General features: G+C 47.9%; 13 protein-coding genes. 3 read left to right on the plus strand and 10 right to left on the minus strand.

Going from position 1 to position 16,471, the window contains the following annotated elements:
- Positions 1-34 precede the first annotated feature (34 nt).
- Positions 35-2,047: a sensor domain-containing protein gene (locus DIJ65_RS01780; protein ID WP_071151839.1), complete on the plus strand. Its 2,013-nt coding sequence runs from the start codon at positions 35-37 to the stop codon at positions 2,045-2,047.
- 28 nt (positions 2,048-2,075) lie between these two features.
- Here the strand turns inward: DIJ65_RS01780 and DIJ65_RS01785 are convergent, their stop codons facing one another.
- The 5 genes from DIJ65_RS01785 to DIJ65_RS01805 all read right to left on the minus strand — a co-directional run bounded on the left by DIJ65_RS01785 (position 2,076) and on the right by DIJ65_RS01805 (position 8,059).
- Positions 2,076-2,543, minus strand: a complete 468-nt coding sequence (locus tag DIJ65_RS01785) for a threonine/serine exporter family protein (RefSeq protein ID WP_117299600.1) — start codon at positions 2,541-2,543, stop codon at positions 2,076-2,078.
- Positions 2,544-2,555: 12 nt separating this feature from the next.
- A complete protein-coding gene (locus DIJ65_RS01790; RefSeq protein ID WP_117299598.1) occupies positions 2,556-3,311 on the minus strand; it encodes a threonine/serine exporter family protein in 756 nt (251 codons plus the stop codon).
- A 111-nt stretch (positions 3,312-3,422) separates the two neighbouring features.
- On the minus strand, positions 3,423-4,562 hold the full coding sequence (locus DIJ65_RS01795; RefSeq protein WP_117299597.1) for a zinc-dependent alcohol dehydrogenase: 1,140 nt from the start codon (positions 4,560-4,562) through the stop codon (positions 3,423-3,425).
- 102 nt (positions 4,563-4,664) lie between these two features.
- Complete coding sequence (locus tag DIJ65_RS01800; RefSeq protein WP_117299595.1) at positions 4,665-6,809, minus strand: beta-propeller domain-containing protein; 2,145 nt, start codon at positions 6,807-6,809, stop codon at positions 4,665-4,667.
- Between the two features lie 68 nt (positions 6,810-6,877).
- A complete protein-coding gene (locus tag DIJ65_RS01805) occupies positions 6,878-8,059 on the minus strand; it encodes an alanyl-tRNA editing protein (protein WP_185959473.1) in 1,182 nt (393 codons plus the stop codon).
- Between the two features lie 109 nt (positions 8,060-8,168).
- Between DIJ65_RS01805 and DIJ65_RS01810 the strand changes: the two genes are divergently transcribed.
- The gene (locus DIJ65_RS01810) at positions 8,169-9,080 is read left to right on the plus strand and encodes a diacylglycerol/lipid kinase family protein (RefSeq protein ID WP_117299592.1); all 912 of its coding nucleotides are present in this window, start codon (positions 8,169-8,171) and stop codon (positions 9,078-9,080) included.
- An 82-nt stretch (positions 9,081-9,162) separates the two neighbouring features.
- On the opposite strand, the gene DIJ65_RS01815 is transcribed toward DIJ65_RS01810, so the two are convergent.
- Genes DIJ65_RS01815 through DIJ65_RS01825 form a run of 3 tightly spaced genes read right to left on the minus strand, consistent with a single transcriptional unit; the run spans position 9,163 to position 13,055 of the window.
- Positions 9,163-10,356 carry an acyl-CoA dehydrogenase family protein gene (locus DIJ65_RS01815; RefSeq protein ID WP_117299590.1) on the minus strand — a complete coding sequence of 398 codons (1,194 nt, stop codon included), beginning with the start codon at positions 10,354-10,356 and terminating at the stop codon, positions 9,163-9,165.
- Between the two features lie 29 nt (positions 10,357-10,385).
- Entirely contained in the window at positions 10,386-11,549 is a 1,164-nt protein-coding gene (locus tag DIJ65_RS01820; protein WP_117299588.1) for a saccharopine dehydrogenase family protein, read from the minus strand.
- A 21-nt stretch (positions 11,550-11,570) separates the two neighbouring features.
- Positions 11,571-13,055 (minus strand): aldehyde dehydrogenase family protein, encoded by a 1,485-nt coding sequence (locus tag DIJ65_RS01825; RefSeq protein ID WP_117299586.1) that lies wholly within the window; start codon positions 13,053-13,055, stop codon positions 11,571-11,573.
- Between the two features lie 254 nt (positions 13,056-13,309).
- On the opposite strand from DIJ65_RS01825, the gene DIJ65_RS01830 reads away from it, so the two are divergent.
- The gene (locus DIJ65_RS01830) at positions 13,310-14,182 is read left to right on the plus strand and encodes a MerR family transcriptional regulator (RefSeq protein WP_117299584.1); all 873 of its coding nucleotides are present in this window, start codon (positions 13,310-13,312) and stop codon (positions 14,180-14,182) included.
- A 197-nt stretch (positions 14,183-14,379) separates the two neighbouring features.
- Here DIJ65_RS01830 and trhO read toward each other — a convergent pair whose 3' ends face one another.
- A complete protein-coding gene (gene trhO, locus DIJ65_RS01835; protein WP_117299583.1) occupies positions 14,380-15,342 on the minus strand; it encodes an oxygen-dependent tRNA uridine(34) hydroxylase TrhO in 963 nt (320 codons plus the stop codon).
- A 150-nt stretch (positions 15,343-15,492) separates the two neighbouring features.
- The gene (locus tag DIJ65_RS01840) at positions 15,493-16,443 is read right to left on the minus strand and encodes a 2-hydroxyacid dehydrogenase (RefSeq protein ID WP_117299581.1); all 951 of its coding nucleotides are present in this window, start codon (positions 16,441-16,443) and stop codon (positions 15,493-15,495) included.
- Positions 16,444-16,471 lie beyond the last annotated feature (28 nt).

Raw genomic sequence — 16,471 nt, forward strand, 5'->3', positions numbered from 1 at the left:
ATGAGAGTAGACTTTGGAAAAGGAGCGTTATGGAATGAGTGCATTGCAAGAATTATTGGCTGATAACCTCGTTTTCAACCATATCCCTTTTCCCATAATCATTATGAATGAAAACGGCCAAACCGTTTGGTGCAGCCGCCACGCAGAACGAGTTTTTCATATCCGATCGGAATCTGTGAAAGGACAGCAATGTCCTTATATGAATCCCGATATAGCTGCTCTATATAAGTGTTCATGGGAAAAGATAGTAAACAGCAAAGATCCCGTCCGCCTCGAAGAAGTTGAAGTTGAGCTGGGCGACGGCACTTTGGCATATACAACCGTTGTAACAAAGGTCTTTCAATCAGAAAAAGAGAAGTTTATCCTCACGATTTTTGAAATGGATGAATCCCAGATTGCCGACTCTCCGTCACGGGAACTCGAAAAGCTGCGGAGCGGCCTGGATGCTTCGTTCATGATGCTTTATTTTGACGAAGAATTTTTGATTACTTACGCGAATCCGTTGTTTTTGAAATTGAGCAAATGGACGCCGAAACGCATCCTGGGCAAACCCATCTGGCAAATGTTCAGCGATTCCGAGGGGGATCATCAGCTGATCGAGGAAATGATGGCAACCCTGAAAGCCGGGGAAGTATGGAACGGTGAAGCCAAAAAAATGAGGAAAGATGGCGAATTGTATTGGGTAGACCTGACCGCCATCCCGATTGTGCTTGCGGGCGCTGAAACCTATTACATATTCCTGGAGAAAGATATCACCGAAGCCAAGGAAACGCAGCGCCATCTGGAAGAGATCGCTTTTATCGATTCTGTGACCGGTTTGGAAAATCGACATCGCCTGGAACAGGTAGTCAATGAATTCATCGAAGAGAAAAAGCATTTTTCGTTCGTATTTTTTGATATCGACCGCTTCTATACATTGCGCGATGTGTCCAACAGCGACACGGAAAAAGAATTACTGATTGAATTCACAAAAAGGCTGCGGATGTATTTTTCCGATTCGCTGATTACGAGAACCGGCCTGCATGAATTCGCGTTGGTGACCCCTTTGAGCCAATGGTTCATAGAAGGTTTTCTTGCTTATCTGCAGCAGCATCCCATCTATATCCAGGGCACTGCGATACCATTGACCGTCAGCGGAGCCGTCACCCGTTATCCGGAGGACCAGCAAACTTTCGTCCATCTCATGAAAGCTTCGCATGCGACGATCAAAAAGATCAAAGAGCGCGGCGGGAGTGCGATTTCGGCCTTGACAGCGGATGACCACGAACGACTCAACCGAAAAGCTCTGATTGAACGCCGCCTCGTCCATGCGCTCGACAAGAAAAACCTTGAGCTGCTTTATCAGCCGCAGGTCAACCTGAAAACCGGTGATGTCGAGCGCGTCGAAGCGTTGGTCCGCTGGCAGGACACGGAAGCCGGAATTGTAACTCCTGATGAGTTGATTCCGATTGCCGAGGAAAATGGCATGATTCACGAAATCGGCAAATTTGTGCTCGAAACCGTCTGCCGCCAGTTGAAAGACTGGGGTTCGCGCGGCATTCCGATGAACGTCAGCATCAATTCATCCATCCGGGAATTCCGGGATAAAGATATGGCCCGCCTGTTCACGGAACATCTGACCATCAACGGCTGCGAAGCCAATCGTCTGACCATCGAAATCACTGAGAAATTCGCATTGGAAGCGGAGGCTGAGCACTCGATTGTCCGTCAGATGAAGCAGTTGCATCAAAAAGGGGTTTCATTCTCTCTGGACGATTTTGGAACCGGCTATGCTTCGTTCCGTTATATGCTGCTGTTACCGATTTCCAGCTTAAAGATCGATAAAGACATTATCCAATCGATCACCCAGCAGGAAAAGATACAAAAACTCGTCAACGGGATGATCCAATTCGGCAAATCCCTTGAACTCCAAGTGGTTGCTGAAGGTGTGGAAACAGAAGAACAACTCGAATTGCTGAAAGCCATGGAATGTGACAGCATCCAGGGATACATCACCGGCCACCCAATGACCGTAAAAGAATTGGAAGCCTGGCTCCAACGTTCATAAACAATAAAAAAATCGGTATGCCACAGAATTAATTCCGTGTCATACCGATTTTCTTTTGCATTTTTTTGGCCTGCTGCTTAAAGACCATTTGCATCAGAACTTCCGCAAATACCAATCCCATCGCAATTGCCCCTGAAATCATCAAGGCGTCAGCGGCGAAGGAGATGGCTTCAAAATAATTATTTTCCACAATACTGCGCATCGAATTATATGCCCTGCTTCCCGGCACAAGCGGGATGATGCCAGCGATACTGAAAACAATCATGGGCATCTTAAACTTTTTGGCCAGTATGTGGGCAACTAAGGCCACCGCAAATGCTCCAGCAAAAGTTGCCTGAACGGAATCGCCAAAAACCTCGAAAAATAATCGGTAAATAAGCCAACCGCTCATCCCAACCAATCCACAACTCACAAGCGTTCTGCGCGGAGTGTTGAAAATAACACCGAACGCTCCTGCAGCCAAAAAACTCAAAAAGGCTTCCAATGGCCAATTCATCCAATTCCTCCTTTAAAATGAAAGTACCAGCGCAATTCCTGCACCGATTGCAAATGCAGTCAGGAATGCCTCTGCCCCTTTGGATAAACCGGGGACGAAATGTCCGGCCATCAGGTCCCTTACCGCGTTCGTTATTAACAGGCCTGGAACCAACGGCATTACGGAACCAATGATAATCGTATCCAAATCCTGGCCGAGTCCTGCGTAAATCACCAGCGAAGCCAGCGATCCGATTGCCAGTGCCCCGGTAAATTCAGCGAAAAATTTGACCCTTGTTTGTACAAGGATCGTTTCGACAATATAAAACCCCGTGCCTCCGATAACAAATGCAAAAGGAAGGTCTTCCCATCCCCCACCCATCAGGATCAGGAAACAGGCACTTGTCACGGCGGCCGCCAAAACTTGAATCTGTATCGAAAATCTATAATCAGTCTGATCAATGATCTGCATTTCATCATAAGCCTGCTGCAAGGTCAATTCACCTGACACTAATCTTCTGGAAACTGCATTCACCAACGCCACTCTTTCCAAGTCCGTGCCCCGGCTTTTGATGCGGACAAACCTGGTTGTCATTTCATTGCTCGGAGAGAACATAATCCCTGATGGCGTCACAAAACAATGGGAATCCATCATTTTCTGGGAAACCGCCATTCGGATCATTGTGTCTTCGATCCTGTAAGTTTCAGCACCGCTTTCCATCATGATCTTTCCGGCAAGCAGAAAACAGTCCAGTGCCAGGTTTCTCCTGACTTCTCCTGCTTGAGTCACACCTATTCCCCCTCTTTCGCTTTACACTCGCCACTAATCATACAGCACATGAACCAAAATTAAAACGCCCCGCATAGGCGGAGCGCTCAAATTAAATTTATATTTCCTGAGTTAAGGTTTCAGTACAACTTTTGTGCAGTCATCAGTGTGGTCATTGAAAATCTGATAGGCGTTGCTCGCCTCTTCCATCGGCATTATGTGCGTAATAATTTCTCGCGGATCAATTTGCCCGCTGTTGATCATCTCAAAGATCCTCGGCATCAGATGCACTACCGGTGCCTGTCCCATTTTCATCGTGACGTTTCGTTCGAAAATATTTCCGAGCGGGAACATATTGTAAGTCAGGCCATAAACCCCGGTCAATTGAATGGTGCCGAATTTGCTGACAGCGTCTTTCGCTATGTTGATGGCACTCAATGTGCCGCCCTGCAGTTTGAGTTTTTGCTGTGCCGCTTCCGCTGCGGACTTCTTGCCGTCCATTCCGACACAATCGATGACAATGCGCGCACCGCCTTTCGTAAGCTCATGGATAAAGGCCCCTGTATTGTCGTGCTTGCTGAAGTCGACAATTTCCACATTGTTCATCTTCTTGGCCCGCTCCATACGGTATGGGAGTTCATCAACGGCAATAACTCGCGCCGCCCCTTTTTGCCACGCAAATTTCTGCGTCATCAGCCCGATCGGACCACAGCCAAGTACCACAACGGTGTCTCCCTCTTTCACACCTGCATTCTCGACACTCCAATAGGCTGTCGGCAGAACATCCGAAAGGAACAGGACTGATTCGTCTTCAAGTTCGGAAGACTCAGGAATGATGAAGGGCATGAAATTTGCATAAGGCACACGCAAATACTCTGCCTGGCCCCCCGGATAGTTGCCATAGCGTTCCGTAAATCCGAAATAACCGCCCGTGTCAAAATGAGGATTGCCGTTGGAATTGTCGCATTGGCTTTCCATATCGTGGTCGCAAAAGAAACATTGGCCACAACTCACATTAAAAGGAATGACCACCCGGTCGCCTTTTTTAACTTTCGTCACATCCGCTCCGACTTCCTCCACAATCCCCATCGGCTCGTGCCCGATTACATAATCCTTATGCGTCGGCAATGCTCCCTGATAGATGTGCAAGTCCGATCCGCAAATTGCGGTGGAAGTGATTTTAACAATTATATCATCCTTTTTCTCAATTTCCGGATCCTTGACATTTTTCACCTGAATATCTTTCGCTCCTTGAAACGTAACCGCCTTCATCTAATATCCCTCCAGTTCATTTTCAGAATACTCTATTTCTTCCCGTTTTGACCCATAAAAAAACGTGCCAGGATAATTTTCCTGGCACGCCCTTTCCCGTATTCAGTATTCGATACTGTCCCTGATTTCAAATGTATTCAAGTCGTAGCTCCTGATTTCGCTATTCGCAATGGTGAACAGTGTCTCGCCGATATAGATGAGACGCTGGACGCTGGTGTTCCAATCCTCGTATTGAGCGGAACTTTCCCTGATGAGATTTGCCGTCTGGTCAATGCCTTCCGGCGTAATCGTATAGACCATTGCCCCTTCTCCTTCAAACTCGATGTATTCCCCATTGGTTTCCTGATACAGAGAGACAGGGAAACCGAATAGATTTTTCTCCTGATGGGTAAACAACGCCTTGTGATCGTATTGCAAAGCAGAATTGGTTCCTTGTCCTCCGATGATTTCCGTATCCTTTTCAATCGGATTTTCAAAATCGCTGACATCAAATAATGATATCTTCATCCCGCCAGTTACAACACGAGCTTCTCCTTCTTTGGAAGCGACGAGTTTTGTGTCGGAACCGAAACCGATCAGAAGATCTTCACCCAGAGGATGTAAATAGTTGGAAAAACCAGGTATTTTCAGTTCTCCCAGCACTCGGGGCGCAGAAGGTTCAGCCACATCGATGACAAATAACGGATCCGTTTCCTTGAAAGTGACCATATATGCTTTGTCTCCCATGAAACGGGCTGAATAGATTCTCTCGCCTTTTGCCAAATCTTCGACTGCACCCACTTGCTGCATGCCGCCATCAAGGACGTAAAGGTGATTTTTCGATGGAGAAGCTTCATCCCATGCCACCCCTTCGGTAGTGACTATCCGGAAATAGCCATTGTATTCATCCATCGAAAACTGATTGAGCAGTGATCCTTTCACTTCGCTCGAAGCCAAAAAGCTGACCTCGGTTCCATCCAAAGCAAATTTAAAGATTTCCGTATTCGCCAGTTGCGGAATCCAGATGTCCATGGCAGCCTCCCCATCTTTGTCCTGCTCTTCCATCGAGACATAGGCAGGCGCAGTAAGATACAGGCTTTCTTTCGTCATGTAAAGCTGTTCACTGCCTCCGAGAAATCCTCTCGTCTCCATTTCATTTTTTTCAGGATCATTCAGATCGATGGCTGAAACGATACTGTAGCTTCCTTCCATTGTTCCGGGAAGTATTGAAATACGGTCGTAGGGCAATGTGGAAAATCCCTTGCCTTTGTTTGAATCAAAGATTCTCGGCCGCAGTTCAACATCTTCTTCTTCCATCCTCCAAATATCCGGGTATACATTCGATACATAGTAGAGAATGCCATCTGTTAACCTGGCACCATTCAGACCGCCTTCAGTCCCCAGTTTCCGGAGAAATTGAGGGGAAGTCGGATCACTGATGTCATAAAAGAAGACGCTCGTCATGGATATATGCGGAGCAATTTCCTGCTCCACTTTTCCTTCCATGGGTGCAATGCCGTATTGGCTTCCCATCACCACCAAAGTGTTACCCGACAGAAACAGCTGCCGCGCATACATTTCAGGTTCCAGCAATAATTCCGCTGCAGACGTTAAATCATCCGGATTTTGCGCATCTGTAATGAGGACCCTCGAATCGCTGATGGAATAGATGTAGGAGCCGTCCGTTTTGACAAGATCCGCTTCATCGACGCCTTCCACCTGATTATTGGTTGAGGAATGGTCACCGCCGTCCTCCGTTCCCGCAGAATCACTGGATGCAGATTCCTCGGCGGTTTCCCCCCCGCCTTCATCAAAAGCTCCGTAACGCTCATTACTCTTTTGCAATTCAAGTAACTGTCTGAAATAGGATTTTAATTCCTCTTCATTTGAAAGTGCAGTAATTTCTTCCTGAACCGAAAACGTCACTTCACTATTGGCGAGGCTTTTCAGGAAATTCCTTTTGATTGCCGATTTTTCAACATGCAGAATGTAGTCGCCTGTTGGAATTTCCGGGATTTCAAGCGTCTTGCCATTATCGAGCAACGTCATTTCCACATCGACCGGTTCATCTTCTGTATCCGTCAAATAGATATTTCCTTTATCGATGGCATCAGAATGGAGCTCAGAAGAAAAGTTGGCTCTCCACCCCTGCTCCGCCAACGCAATAGATGAGGCACTTATTGATACTTTATCGATCATTAAGGCAAAACCGATTCCGATAGCGGCAATGATCGCGGCCGCAATAAGCCATAAACGTTTTTTCTTCATAAATCATCCACACCCTCTCTGCCTGCTTTTACTCATTAGACAGTCACGTTACAGAAAAGTTACAGAATTTATGTAATTTCCTTGATCAGGTTCTGAAAGGCTGCTGTATACATTTCCGGATTTCGCCCCACCGGAGCGCTGCCCTGCGCCAGATCTTCGGTTCCGCCGACGTTGCCGCCGCTGCCCTCAATCAGCTTTTCGAGTACTTGTTTCATATTCCCACCGGAGTTCTTGCCTTTTGCGCAGATGAAACGTAGTTGCGAATGTTCCTGAACAATAAAGAGCAAATAAAGAAGGCCATGATTCTCAGCGGTCAGCTTTGCCAATCGCTGTACTTCCTTGATCGGCCGGCCGCTGAAGTCTCTTATCAGCGCATCGCCTTCAGGACGGAGGCTTTCCGCTTCGGACTCAAGCAATTGAAGAGTGAGTTTTTTCAGCTTTTTTTCTTTGTCCTGCCTGTCGCTCAATAACGCGGCTGCCGCTTCCGGCAATTCGGCCGCAGGAACGTTAAAACTTCTTATCAACTGGTCGGCGACTGATTGCAGCAGATTGAAATGATTCAGCGCACGATTGCCGCACAGGAAGTAGACCCGGGTAGCCGATTTCGCTTTTTCCACCCGGACAATTTTAATCACGCCCAGCTGTGCCGTGTTGGTGAGATGCGTCCCCCCACAGGCATTGATGTCAGTATCCGCTATCTTGACCAGCCGGATCTCTCCCTCCACCGCGGGTTTCTTGCGCAACGACAGCCCGGAAGCCTGCTCTTGCGTCACCCATTCCGTTTCAATCGGAATATGGCTGGCGATCAATTGGTTTGCCTGCTGCTCCACCTGCTTTAATTGTTCAGCGCTGATTGATGGAACGTCAAGGTCGATTGATACCCGATCCGTTCCCAGATGAAAACTTTTTGTCGCCATACCAAATCCGTCTTCAAAAACCGCGCTTAATAAATGCTGGCCTGTATGCTGCTGCATATGATCGAAACGCCGCTCCCAGTCGATTGCCGCGGAATATTCGCCCTGCGCCAGCGCACTTGTTGTATAATGACGGATTTCCCCGTCGACGGTCTGGACGTCGGTCACTTGCGTTTTCCCGATTACGCCCTTGTCTGCCGGCTGTCCACCGCCTTCCGGATAAAAACAGCTCCGGTCGAGCACAGCGTAATGCCCTTTTTCGTCGATCCCAGTGGCAATAACATTGGCCTCAACGGACTGTGCCATTGCATCCTGATAAAAAATTCTGACTGTCATATGGTGACCTCCCATTTCGTTTTCGTTATACTCAAACCAGTCCGTTTTGTTTACCGGAAAGCATGGAGTGGAATTGTACTTATAAGATCAAAAGCAAGGAGGTACTATCATGCCGAAATTTAAACGTTCAGTTTTATTGTATAACGCGCAGGCAGGAACGTCCACGCCGGATTCGGTCATTGCAATGACGGCCCCTGCGATAGCGGCCGTTTCAGAAAAATTGGAACTCATCCAGACCAACAGCCCGGAAGAATTGAGGGATGCTTGCAGGGAATTGCCTGCTGAAGTTGAGGCATTATTTGTCGCAGGAGGTGATGGTACGATCCATGACGCTGTTCAGGCCTTGTCCGACGTTCCTGCACCTCCTCCGCTCGGAATCATTCCGAGCGGCACGTGCAATGATTTTGCCAGGACGCTTTCAATACCCATGGACTTGACACTGGCCGCTGAAGCCCTTGTCGACGGCTTCATAAAAGATGTTGATGCGGCCAATATAAACGGCCACTCTTTCCTGAATTTTGCGGGCATTGGCATCATTACAGACATCTCAACAAACATCGATCTCCAGTTGAAGGAGCGTTACGGAAAATTGAGTTATTTCATGAGCGGCCTGCAATCGATGCGGCAGACTGAACCTTTCCCGATACACTTGACGGTTGATGGAGTTCACTATGAAGAAAACGGCGTACTCGCTCTGGCCATGAACGGCAAATCGATCGGAACACACGCCTTTCCAATGGATTCGATCGACCCCTCTGATGGCCTGCTTGATGTTTTCATTATCCAGACTTCTTCGATTGCAGCGATGCTGGAATGGTTCTCGTTATCCAAACCTGACGTTCCCACCGAAAGTTTGGACCACATCCAGCATTACCAGGGCAAACACATCAACATCGAGACGGAGAGCCCGATGAATATCGATACAGATGGAGAGGTTTATTTAAAAACTCCCGCTGAAATCAAAATCCTTCCAAAAAAATTAAAAATGTTTGTTCCGAGGCCAGTGGAATCTTTAGGATAATCGAACAGCAAAAAAGCCCTGAAGAATTTTTTCTTCAGGGCTTTTCTACTGTGTACGGGCTTACCTGGCATAAGCACAGGTTTCACTCTTCAAACGGCCATTTCGGCAACATCTTGTTCAAGTCCCTGTCCTCCCGCATTTCCAGTACATATTCAGCCTGCATGATGGTATGGATTTCCCGCGTTCCCTCATAAATTACGGGAGCTTTCGAATTCCGCAAAAATCTGCCCACAGGATATTCGTCTGAATAACCGTAAGCCCCATGGATTTGCACAGCGTCATCGGCTGCCTGATTGGCAAAATCACAGGCCTGCCATTTTGCCAGGGAAGTTTCTCTTGTATTCCGAATCCCCTGATTTTTCAATTCACCGGCCCTGTATACCAGTAAGCGGCTCATTTGGTAACCCGCTTCCATTCTGGCGATCATTTGCTGCACCAGTTGATGCTCTCCGATCAATTTGCCAAATGTCGAACGGGTATGGCAATAACGCACACTCTCCTCCAGACATGCGCTGATTAATCCGCACGCGCCTGCTGCAACTGTGAAGCGGCCGTTATCCAGGGAAGCCATTGCGATTTTAAAGCCTTCCCCTTCTTCACCCAACCTGTTTCCAACCGGAATGCGCACATCTTCAAAAAATAATTCTCCCGTATTGCCCGCACGGATCCCATATTTCCCTTTGATCGCTTTGGAAGAAAAACCGTCACGATCGCGTTCAACGATAAAGGCGCTGATTCCCTGATGTTTTTTGGCTTTATCGGTATAGGCAAAAACGATAAAATGATCAGCCGAATCGCATAAAGAAATCCATGTTTTTTGTCCGTTCAAAATATAGTCCTCGCCATCGCGCAATGCCGTACTCGTAATCGCGGCAACATCAGAACCCGCTCCCGGTTCCGTCAACCCGAAAGCCCCAATTTTTTCCCCCTTGGCCTGCGGCAATAAGAACCGCTGTTTCTGTTCCTCACTGCCCCATTGCAGAAGAGTCATCGAATTCAAACCGGTATGAACCGATACCGCCGTCCGAAAGGCGGTGTCCCCCCGTTCCAATTCTTCACAAACGATTGCCAGCGAATTATAATCCATGCCGCTTCCGCCGTATTTCTCCGGAATGCAGACTCCCATCAGTCCGAGGTCAGCCAGACGGCTCCATATTAAGGGGTCAAAGCCGCCTTTGGTGTCCCATTCGGCAATATGGGGGATGATTTCATTGTCCACAAATTGCCTTACCGTTTTCCTCAGCAGCGACTGCTCTTCTGAAAAGCTGAAATTCATCGCCAAAACCTCCCGATACCTCATTTTTCTTATTGGGTCACGGTCCGCTCCACGGTCTCCTTGATATCGACGCCGCGCTTCGCCATTTCCCTGATATAGTCATCTCCTGGGACAATCAGCTCCGGAGGGTACGACCCCCGTTTATCGATTACACCGCTTCCGATCATTTGGGCCACCACGGAAATTGTATAAGCTGTCGCCCTCGCCATTGCCGTCACTCCTGAATGCGGATCTTTTCTGACCACAAGGTTATAGGCAATCGTCATTGCTTCATCGTTTTTCGTGCCTGCAACAGTTATTCTCAGAACGACTGCATCTTCCTTTTTTCCCAGCTCAGTAAGTGGGGTCAACACTTCCCGCAGCACATCCCGGACCTTGACCGCCTGCCCTTCGACCGTCACTGTTTTTTCCCGGTCCGTTAACCCCAGGTCGACAAGCAGCTGAAATTTCTCCGCATGGCCTTTATAGCGGAGGGTCTTATACTCCAAATTATCGATGTCCCTGAATGTTTCCGTCAGCGTCGAAGTGCCACCGGAGGTATGGAATGCTTCCAGTTCACCGAAGTCTTCGAACTGTACATGTTCAATTTCCGACAATGAAGGCACTTCGAGCAGCTTGCCGCTCCGCAGCACATGAGAAGGATCCGTATAGTGATCAAAAATACCATCCAATGAAAAAACATGATTGTATTGGAGGGGCGGTTCCGGATGGACAGGGATGCCGCCCACTAAAATTTTTATGTCGCTGACACGGTCCAGCTTTCCTGCCCCGTGGCCTGTCAGGATATTAATCATCCCCGGCGCAACTCCAAGATCCGGAATCAGCGTAACACCTTTTTTCTGTGCCTGTTCATGGAGTTCCAGCACTGCATCCGTTGCGCCGCCGATATGCCCGCCAAGGTCCACCGCATGGACGCCGCATTCGAGTGCAATTTCAGCCACTTTTACATTGAAGGTATAAAAAAGGGCGTTGATGACGACATCCGCTTTGGATATGACCGATTTTAATGACTGATCATCGTTTGCATCGAGATAAACAATTTCAAGCTTTCCACTGTTCATTTGTTTTTTAAAAGCTTCCGCTTTCTCCGTATCCACATCCGCCAAATAGACTCTTTCAACCTGTTCGCTCTGAACAAGATCTCCTGCCGCCTGTTTTCCCATCAGGCCTGCGCCCAATACCGCCACTTTCATCTCTTTCATCCCCTTTCCATTTCAAATTTCATTGTCAATTTGTGCGCGCTGCAATTTTCCACTGAAATCCACATAGACGGATTTCCATTCCGTAAAGACATCGAGCGCCGCCACACCTGAATCCCTGTGGCCATTGCCGGTTCCTTTTGTTCCTCCAAACGGCAAATGAATCTCGGCCCCGGTCGTCCCGGCATTGATATAGATAATGCCCGTATCCAAGTCCCGCTGCGCCTTAAAGGCCCGGTTCACATCCCTTGTGTAAATTGAGCTGGACAGCCCATAAATCACACTGTTATTCACTTCAATCGCCGCTTCAAAACTGTCGATTTCGATTATTGAAATAACCGGACCGAATATTTCCTCCCGGGCAATCCTCATGGATGCATCCACATCGCTGAACAATGTCGGCGCGTAATAGTTCCCGCCGTCGTAATGTCCACCTCGCAGGATTTCTCCGCCTGCCAATAGCGAAGCTCCTTCCTGTTTGCCGATTTCAATATAGGAATGTATTTTCTCGAGCGCTTTTTGGTTGATGACAGGTCCGATTTTGACGCTTTCGTCAAGACCATCTCCAATCGTCAGGCCTCCCATTTTCGTCAGCAGCCTCTTTTGAAGTTCTTCTTTGACGTCTTTATGCACAATGACACGGCTGCAGGCGGTGCAGCGTTGGCCGGCAGTTCCGAAAGCGCTCCACAATATGCCTTCCACAGCCAGCTCGAGGTCTGCATCTTCCATGACAATCACAGCATTTTTTCCGCCCATTTCCAGTGAAATCTTTTTCAGGTTGCGGCCGCCTGCTTCTGCAACTTTCCGGCCTGTTTCCGTGGACCCCGTAAAGGATATAACTTTGATATCCGGATGCTCGATCATTGCGGTTCCCACTTCCGAACCCGCCCCGAAAACAATATTGGCTACCCCATCCGGAAGGCCGGCCTCTTTGAATATCCGTCCCATTTCACAGGCCATCATCGGTGTTTCTGTCGCCGGCTTCCAGATAAATGAATTGCCCGCCACGATAGCCGGAAACGACTTCCAGGTGGCGATTGCCACCGGAAAATTCCAGGGAGTGATCAGGCCGACAACCCCGATTGGTGCGCGCACACTCATTGCAAATTTATCGGCCAGCTCAGAAGGTGTCGTTTCACCAAAAAGACGACGGCCTTCGCCCGCCATGTAAAAAGCCATATCGATTCCTTCCTGCACTTCGCCTCGTCCCTCTTCTATCACTTTCCCCATCTCTTTGGTCAGAGTCTGTGCAAGTTGTTCTTTTCTTTCTTTCATAATCCGACCGATTTCATATAAATAGGAAGCCCGTTTCGGCGCCGGAACTTTCGCCCATGATTTCTGTGCGGTTTTTGCAGCTGCCACTGCCCTGTCCACATCTTCAGCAGATGACATCTGAACATGCGCCAGCTCTTTCCCGCTTGCCGGATTGATGACAGGGGTGAACCTCGTTTCTTCTGCTGCTTCCTGCCATTGCCCGTTTACAAAGTTCGTCAATTTCATTTCTCTTTTCTCCTCCTTTTCCAGGTCCTAATGCAAAGAAAGCGCTTACATATACATTATTTCACATTTGCAGCGAAAAACCCAGATAAAATTGATAATAGTTTGAATTTTCCTTTATTATAAATATTTACTCTTTGCTGTGGTGAATACGCTCGAAAGCACTATGATGAAAGTAACATTTTATTGAACAAGCCCGAAAAGGTATTGACACTTACGGAACGTCATAGTCTAATCAAAGGGAAGAGGTGATCCACATGTACAAAGTACAGGAAGTAGCAACAATAGCAGGAGTCAGTGTCCGCACTCTCCATCATTACGACAGCATCGGTTTAATGAAACCTTCAAACATCGGATCCAACCGGTACCGTTACTATAATGACGATGATTTGAAACTGCTCCAGCACATCTTATTTCTGAAGGAATTAGGGTTTTCACTGAAAAAAATCCAGGAATTGGTGGCAGAAGGTTTTGATGCCACATATGCACTGACTCAACACGCTGAATTATTGCGTAAAAAGAAAGAAAGAATTGAAAAGTTAATAGAGAATGCTGAGCTCACTCAGCTGGAATATGCGGGTGGACAGGAACTAACAAATGAAGAGCGTTTTTCTGCGTTCAGCATTAAAAAGACAGATGACAACATTAAAATGTATATGGATGCGCCTTCTCCGGTTTCCGCTGCAGAAACCGGCGCGACAGGCGAAGCGTTTGCCGAACAGGAGGAAATTCTTGAAGAAGTGAACTTTACGGAACCGGAGCCTGCAGTGGCACAGCAAGAAGAGGTGGCTGTTGAAGCGGAAGCTGCAGTTGCTACTGCAACCAAAAAACCTGAAAAAGAAGAAGAGGATTTGGAGGAGATCAACCGGGAAGGGGACCGGATTTACAATGCCGTCGCCAACTTGATGCATCTGCCGCCGGAAGCGCCGGAAGTCCAAGTCGAAATGAAGGCCTATTACCACTTGTTGGACCGGTTCTACAATTGTTCACCGAAGATGTTCCGCGGCCTCGGGGATCTTTACGCCAATGATAGCCGATTTGCCCGGAACATCGATCGCCACGGGGCCGGTTTATCCAAATATTTGCGGGAAGCGATGTACATATTTGCCGACGGACTGGCGGATGCTTGAGCTGGTCGGTCCATGTGTGAATTGCGGGAAGAAAATTTATTGCCGTGACGGCTTTCTTGATGGCGTCAATCTGGCAGGGGAACTCTTCTGTTTTGACTGCAAAGAGAAAGTTTCGTGAACAACTGAATTTTGGTATGAAAGATTTATAATGTAAAAAAAGCTGCCCCACTTAGGGCAGCTTTTTATTATTGCTTTCATTAAACTTCTGTCGTTTCCTTCAAGGCATCAAGCTTTGCCTGTACTTCCGGCCCTGTGAGGCCGTGTTCGAAAGCATAGCGGTTGCGCGGATGTTCGCGGCATTCATCTGAGCATGAACGCATATATTTATGCTCGTTTTCTTCAGAGCTGAGTATTTTCTTATTGCATTGTGGGTTTGCACAGTTCACATAGCGCTCACATGCCTCGCCAGTGAAATGGTCTTTGCCGACAACGACGTGTTCCACCTGGTTGACCGGCACTGCGATGCGCTCATCGAAAACGTAGAGCTGGCCATCCCACAGTTCGCCTTTCACTTCCGGGTCTTTTCCGTAAGTGGCAATTCCTCCATGCAATTGGGCAACGTCGTCGAAGCCTTCTCTTTTCAGCCAGCCGGAGAATTTTTCACAGCGGATGCCGCCTGTACAATACGTCAAAATTTTCTTGCCTTCGAACATTTCTTTGTTTTCCTGGACCCATTCCGGCAAATCACGGAAGTTTTCAATATCCGGGCGGACAGCGCCGCGGAAATGGCCCAAATCATATTCATAATCATTGCGTGCATCGAGCACGATTGTATCCTGATCCTGCATGCGTTTGTAAAAATCGGCAGGTTCCAGATAGGTCCCGGTCAATTCATTCGGGTTGATGTCTTCTTCAAGCCCCAGATTAACGATTTCTTTTTTCGCACGGACGTGCATCTTTTTGAAAGCGTGCCCTTCGGCTTCATCGATTTTAAAGACGATATCCGAAAAGCGCTCATCACTTTTCATCATTTCCATATAAGCCTCTGTCTGTTCAATAGTTCCTGAGCAGGTACCATTGATCCCTTCATGGGAAACAAGGATACGACCCTTTAACCCTATCTCTTTGCAAGCCGCCAAATGCTCAGCTGCGAAAAGTTCGGGCTCCTCAAGCGGTGAATATAAATAGTACAATAAAACGTTGTGTGTATGATTTTGCATGAATCATACCCCCTATTCTTTCAATTTGCTTTCTGACTCAAACAGACTTCAAAAACCTCAATCATTTTACAATAAATCACAGGATTGTTCAACTAACGAAAAGCGACGGGGCCTGTTCAGCCCCGACAACCGTTCTTCCATAAAATGCTCTCAACAAACTCTGTTTTTAATCTGTTGCCCTTCCAGACAAGCTGAAATTGCTTCCCTGTTCAACTTCATCATCTCCAGCCTTGTCCGGATGCCTGCACTGCCGATATGCGGCAGCACCGTAAGATTCTCGAGTTCCAGAAGTTTGCTGTCGAGCGTTAGCGGTTCCTGTTCAAACACATCCAAGCCCGCTGCCCAGATGCTTCCGGATTTCAACGCTTCATATAGCGCTTCTTCATCGACAATCCCTCCTCTGGCGGCATTGATCAGGCAGGCTGTATTTTTCATCAAGCCCAGCTCCCGTTCGCCGATCATTCCTCTGGTTTCGTCTGTCAAAGGAGTAAAAATCATAACAAAATCGGATTTTGCCAATAAGTCATCGAATTCAGCGTATTCGACATCTTCCAGGCTTCGGCGGGTGCGATTGTGATAGATCACATTCATATCAAAGCCCTGTGCCCGTTTGCAGACCGCTTCACCGATGCGGCCCATTCCGATGATTCCAAGGGTTGCCCCAAAAACATCCTGGCCCGTCATGCCCATGGGTGTCCACGATTGCCATTCACCGGATCGTACAGTCTTTTCGGCTTGAACCAATCTTCTGGCAGTGGCCAGCATCAAAGCAAAGGCCAAATCGGCGGTAGTCTCGGTAAGCACCTCAGGTGTATTCGTCACAGCAATTCCGCGTTCCCTCGCTGCATTCAAATCGATGTTGTTATAACCGACCGCCAGATTGGTGATGATTTTTAAATTTGGGGCCTTTTCAATCAATTCCCTGTCGATCCGATCGGAAAGCATTGTCCATAAAGCGGCTGCATTTCCGGCTTCCTCCACAAGAACTTCACGCGGAACCGGCTTTTCCTCTTCCTGCCACATCCGCACCTCATAGGAATCTTCCAGACCCTTGATCGCCTCTGCCGGCAACTTTCGGGTAATGTAAACAATCGGCTTCATAAAACATCCTCCATTCTAATTGTCTAAT

This window comes from Planococcus salinarum, from assembly GCF_007004625.1.
Classification (GTDB): domain Bacteria; phylum Bacillota; class Bacilli; order Bacillales_A; family Planococcaceae; genus Planococcus; species Planococcus salinarum.

Coding starts and splice junctions, on each gene's coding strand:
- DIJ65_RS01800 (WP_117299595.1), bottom strand. CDS start 6,809: ATGAAGAAAAAACGTTTATGGCTTATTGCGGCCGCGATCATTGCCGCT.
- DIJ65_RS01840 (WP_117299581.1), bottom strand. CDS start 16,443: ATGAAGCCGATTGTTTACATTACCCGAAAGTTGCCGGCAGAGGCGATC.
- DIJ65_RS01815 (WP_117299590.1), bottom strand. CDS start 10,356: ATGAATTTCAGCTTTTCAGAAGAGCAGTCGCTGCTGAGGAAAACGGTA.
- DIJ65_RS01795 (WP_117299597.1), bottom strand. CDS start 4,562: ATGAAGGCGGTTACGTTTCAAGGAGCGAAAGATATTCAGGTGAAAAAT.
- DIJ65_RS01820 (WP_117299588.1), bottom strand. CDS start 11,549: ATGAAAGTGGCGGTATTGGGCGCAGGCCTGATGGGAAAACAGGCGGCA.
- trhO (WP_117299583.1), bottom strand. CDS start 15,342: ATGCAAAATCATACACACAACGTTTTATTGTACTATTTATATTCACCG.
- DIJ65_RS01805 (WP_185959473.1), bottom strand. CDS start 8,059: ATGACAGTCAGAATTTTTTATCAGGATGCAATGGCACAGTCCGTTGAG.
- DIJ65_RS01825 (WP_117299586.1), bottom strand. CDS start 13,055: ATGAAATTGACGAACTTTGTAAACGGGCAATGGCAGGAAGCAGCAGAA.
- DIJ65_RS01780 (WP_071151839.1), top strand. CDS start 35: ATGAGTGCATTGCAAGAATTATTGGCTGATAACCTCGTTTTCAACCAT.
- DIJ65_RS01785 (WP_117299600.1), bottom strand. CDS start 2,543: ATGAATTGGCCATTGGAAGCCTTTTTGAGTTTTTTGGCTGCAGGAGCG.
- DIJ65_RS01830 (WP_117299584.1), top strand. CDS start 13,310: ATGTACAAAGTACAGGAAGTAGCAACAATAGCAGGAGTCAGTGTCCGC.
- DIJ65_RS01810 (WP_117299592.1), top strand. CDS start 8,169: ATGCCGAAATTTAAACGTTCAGTTTTATTGTATAACGCGCAGGCAGGA.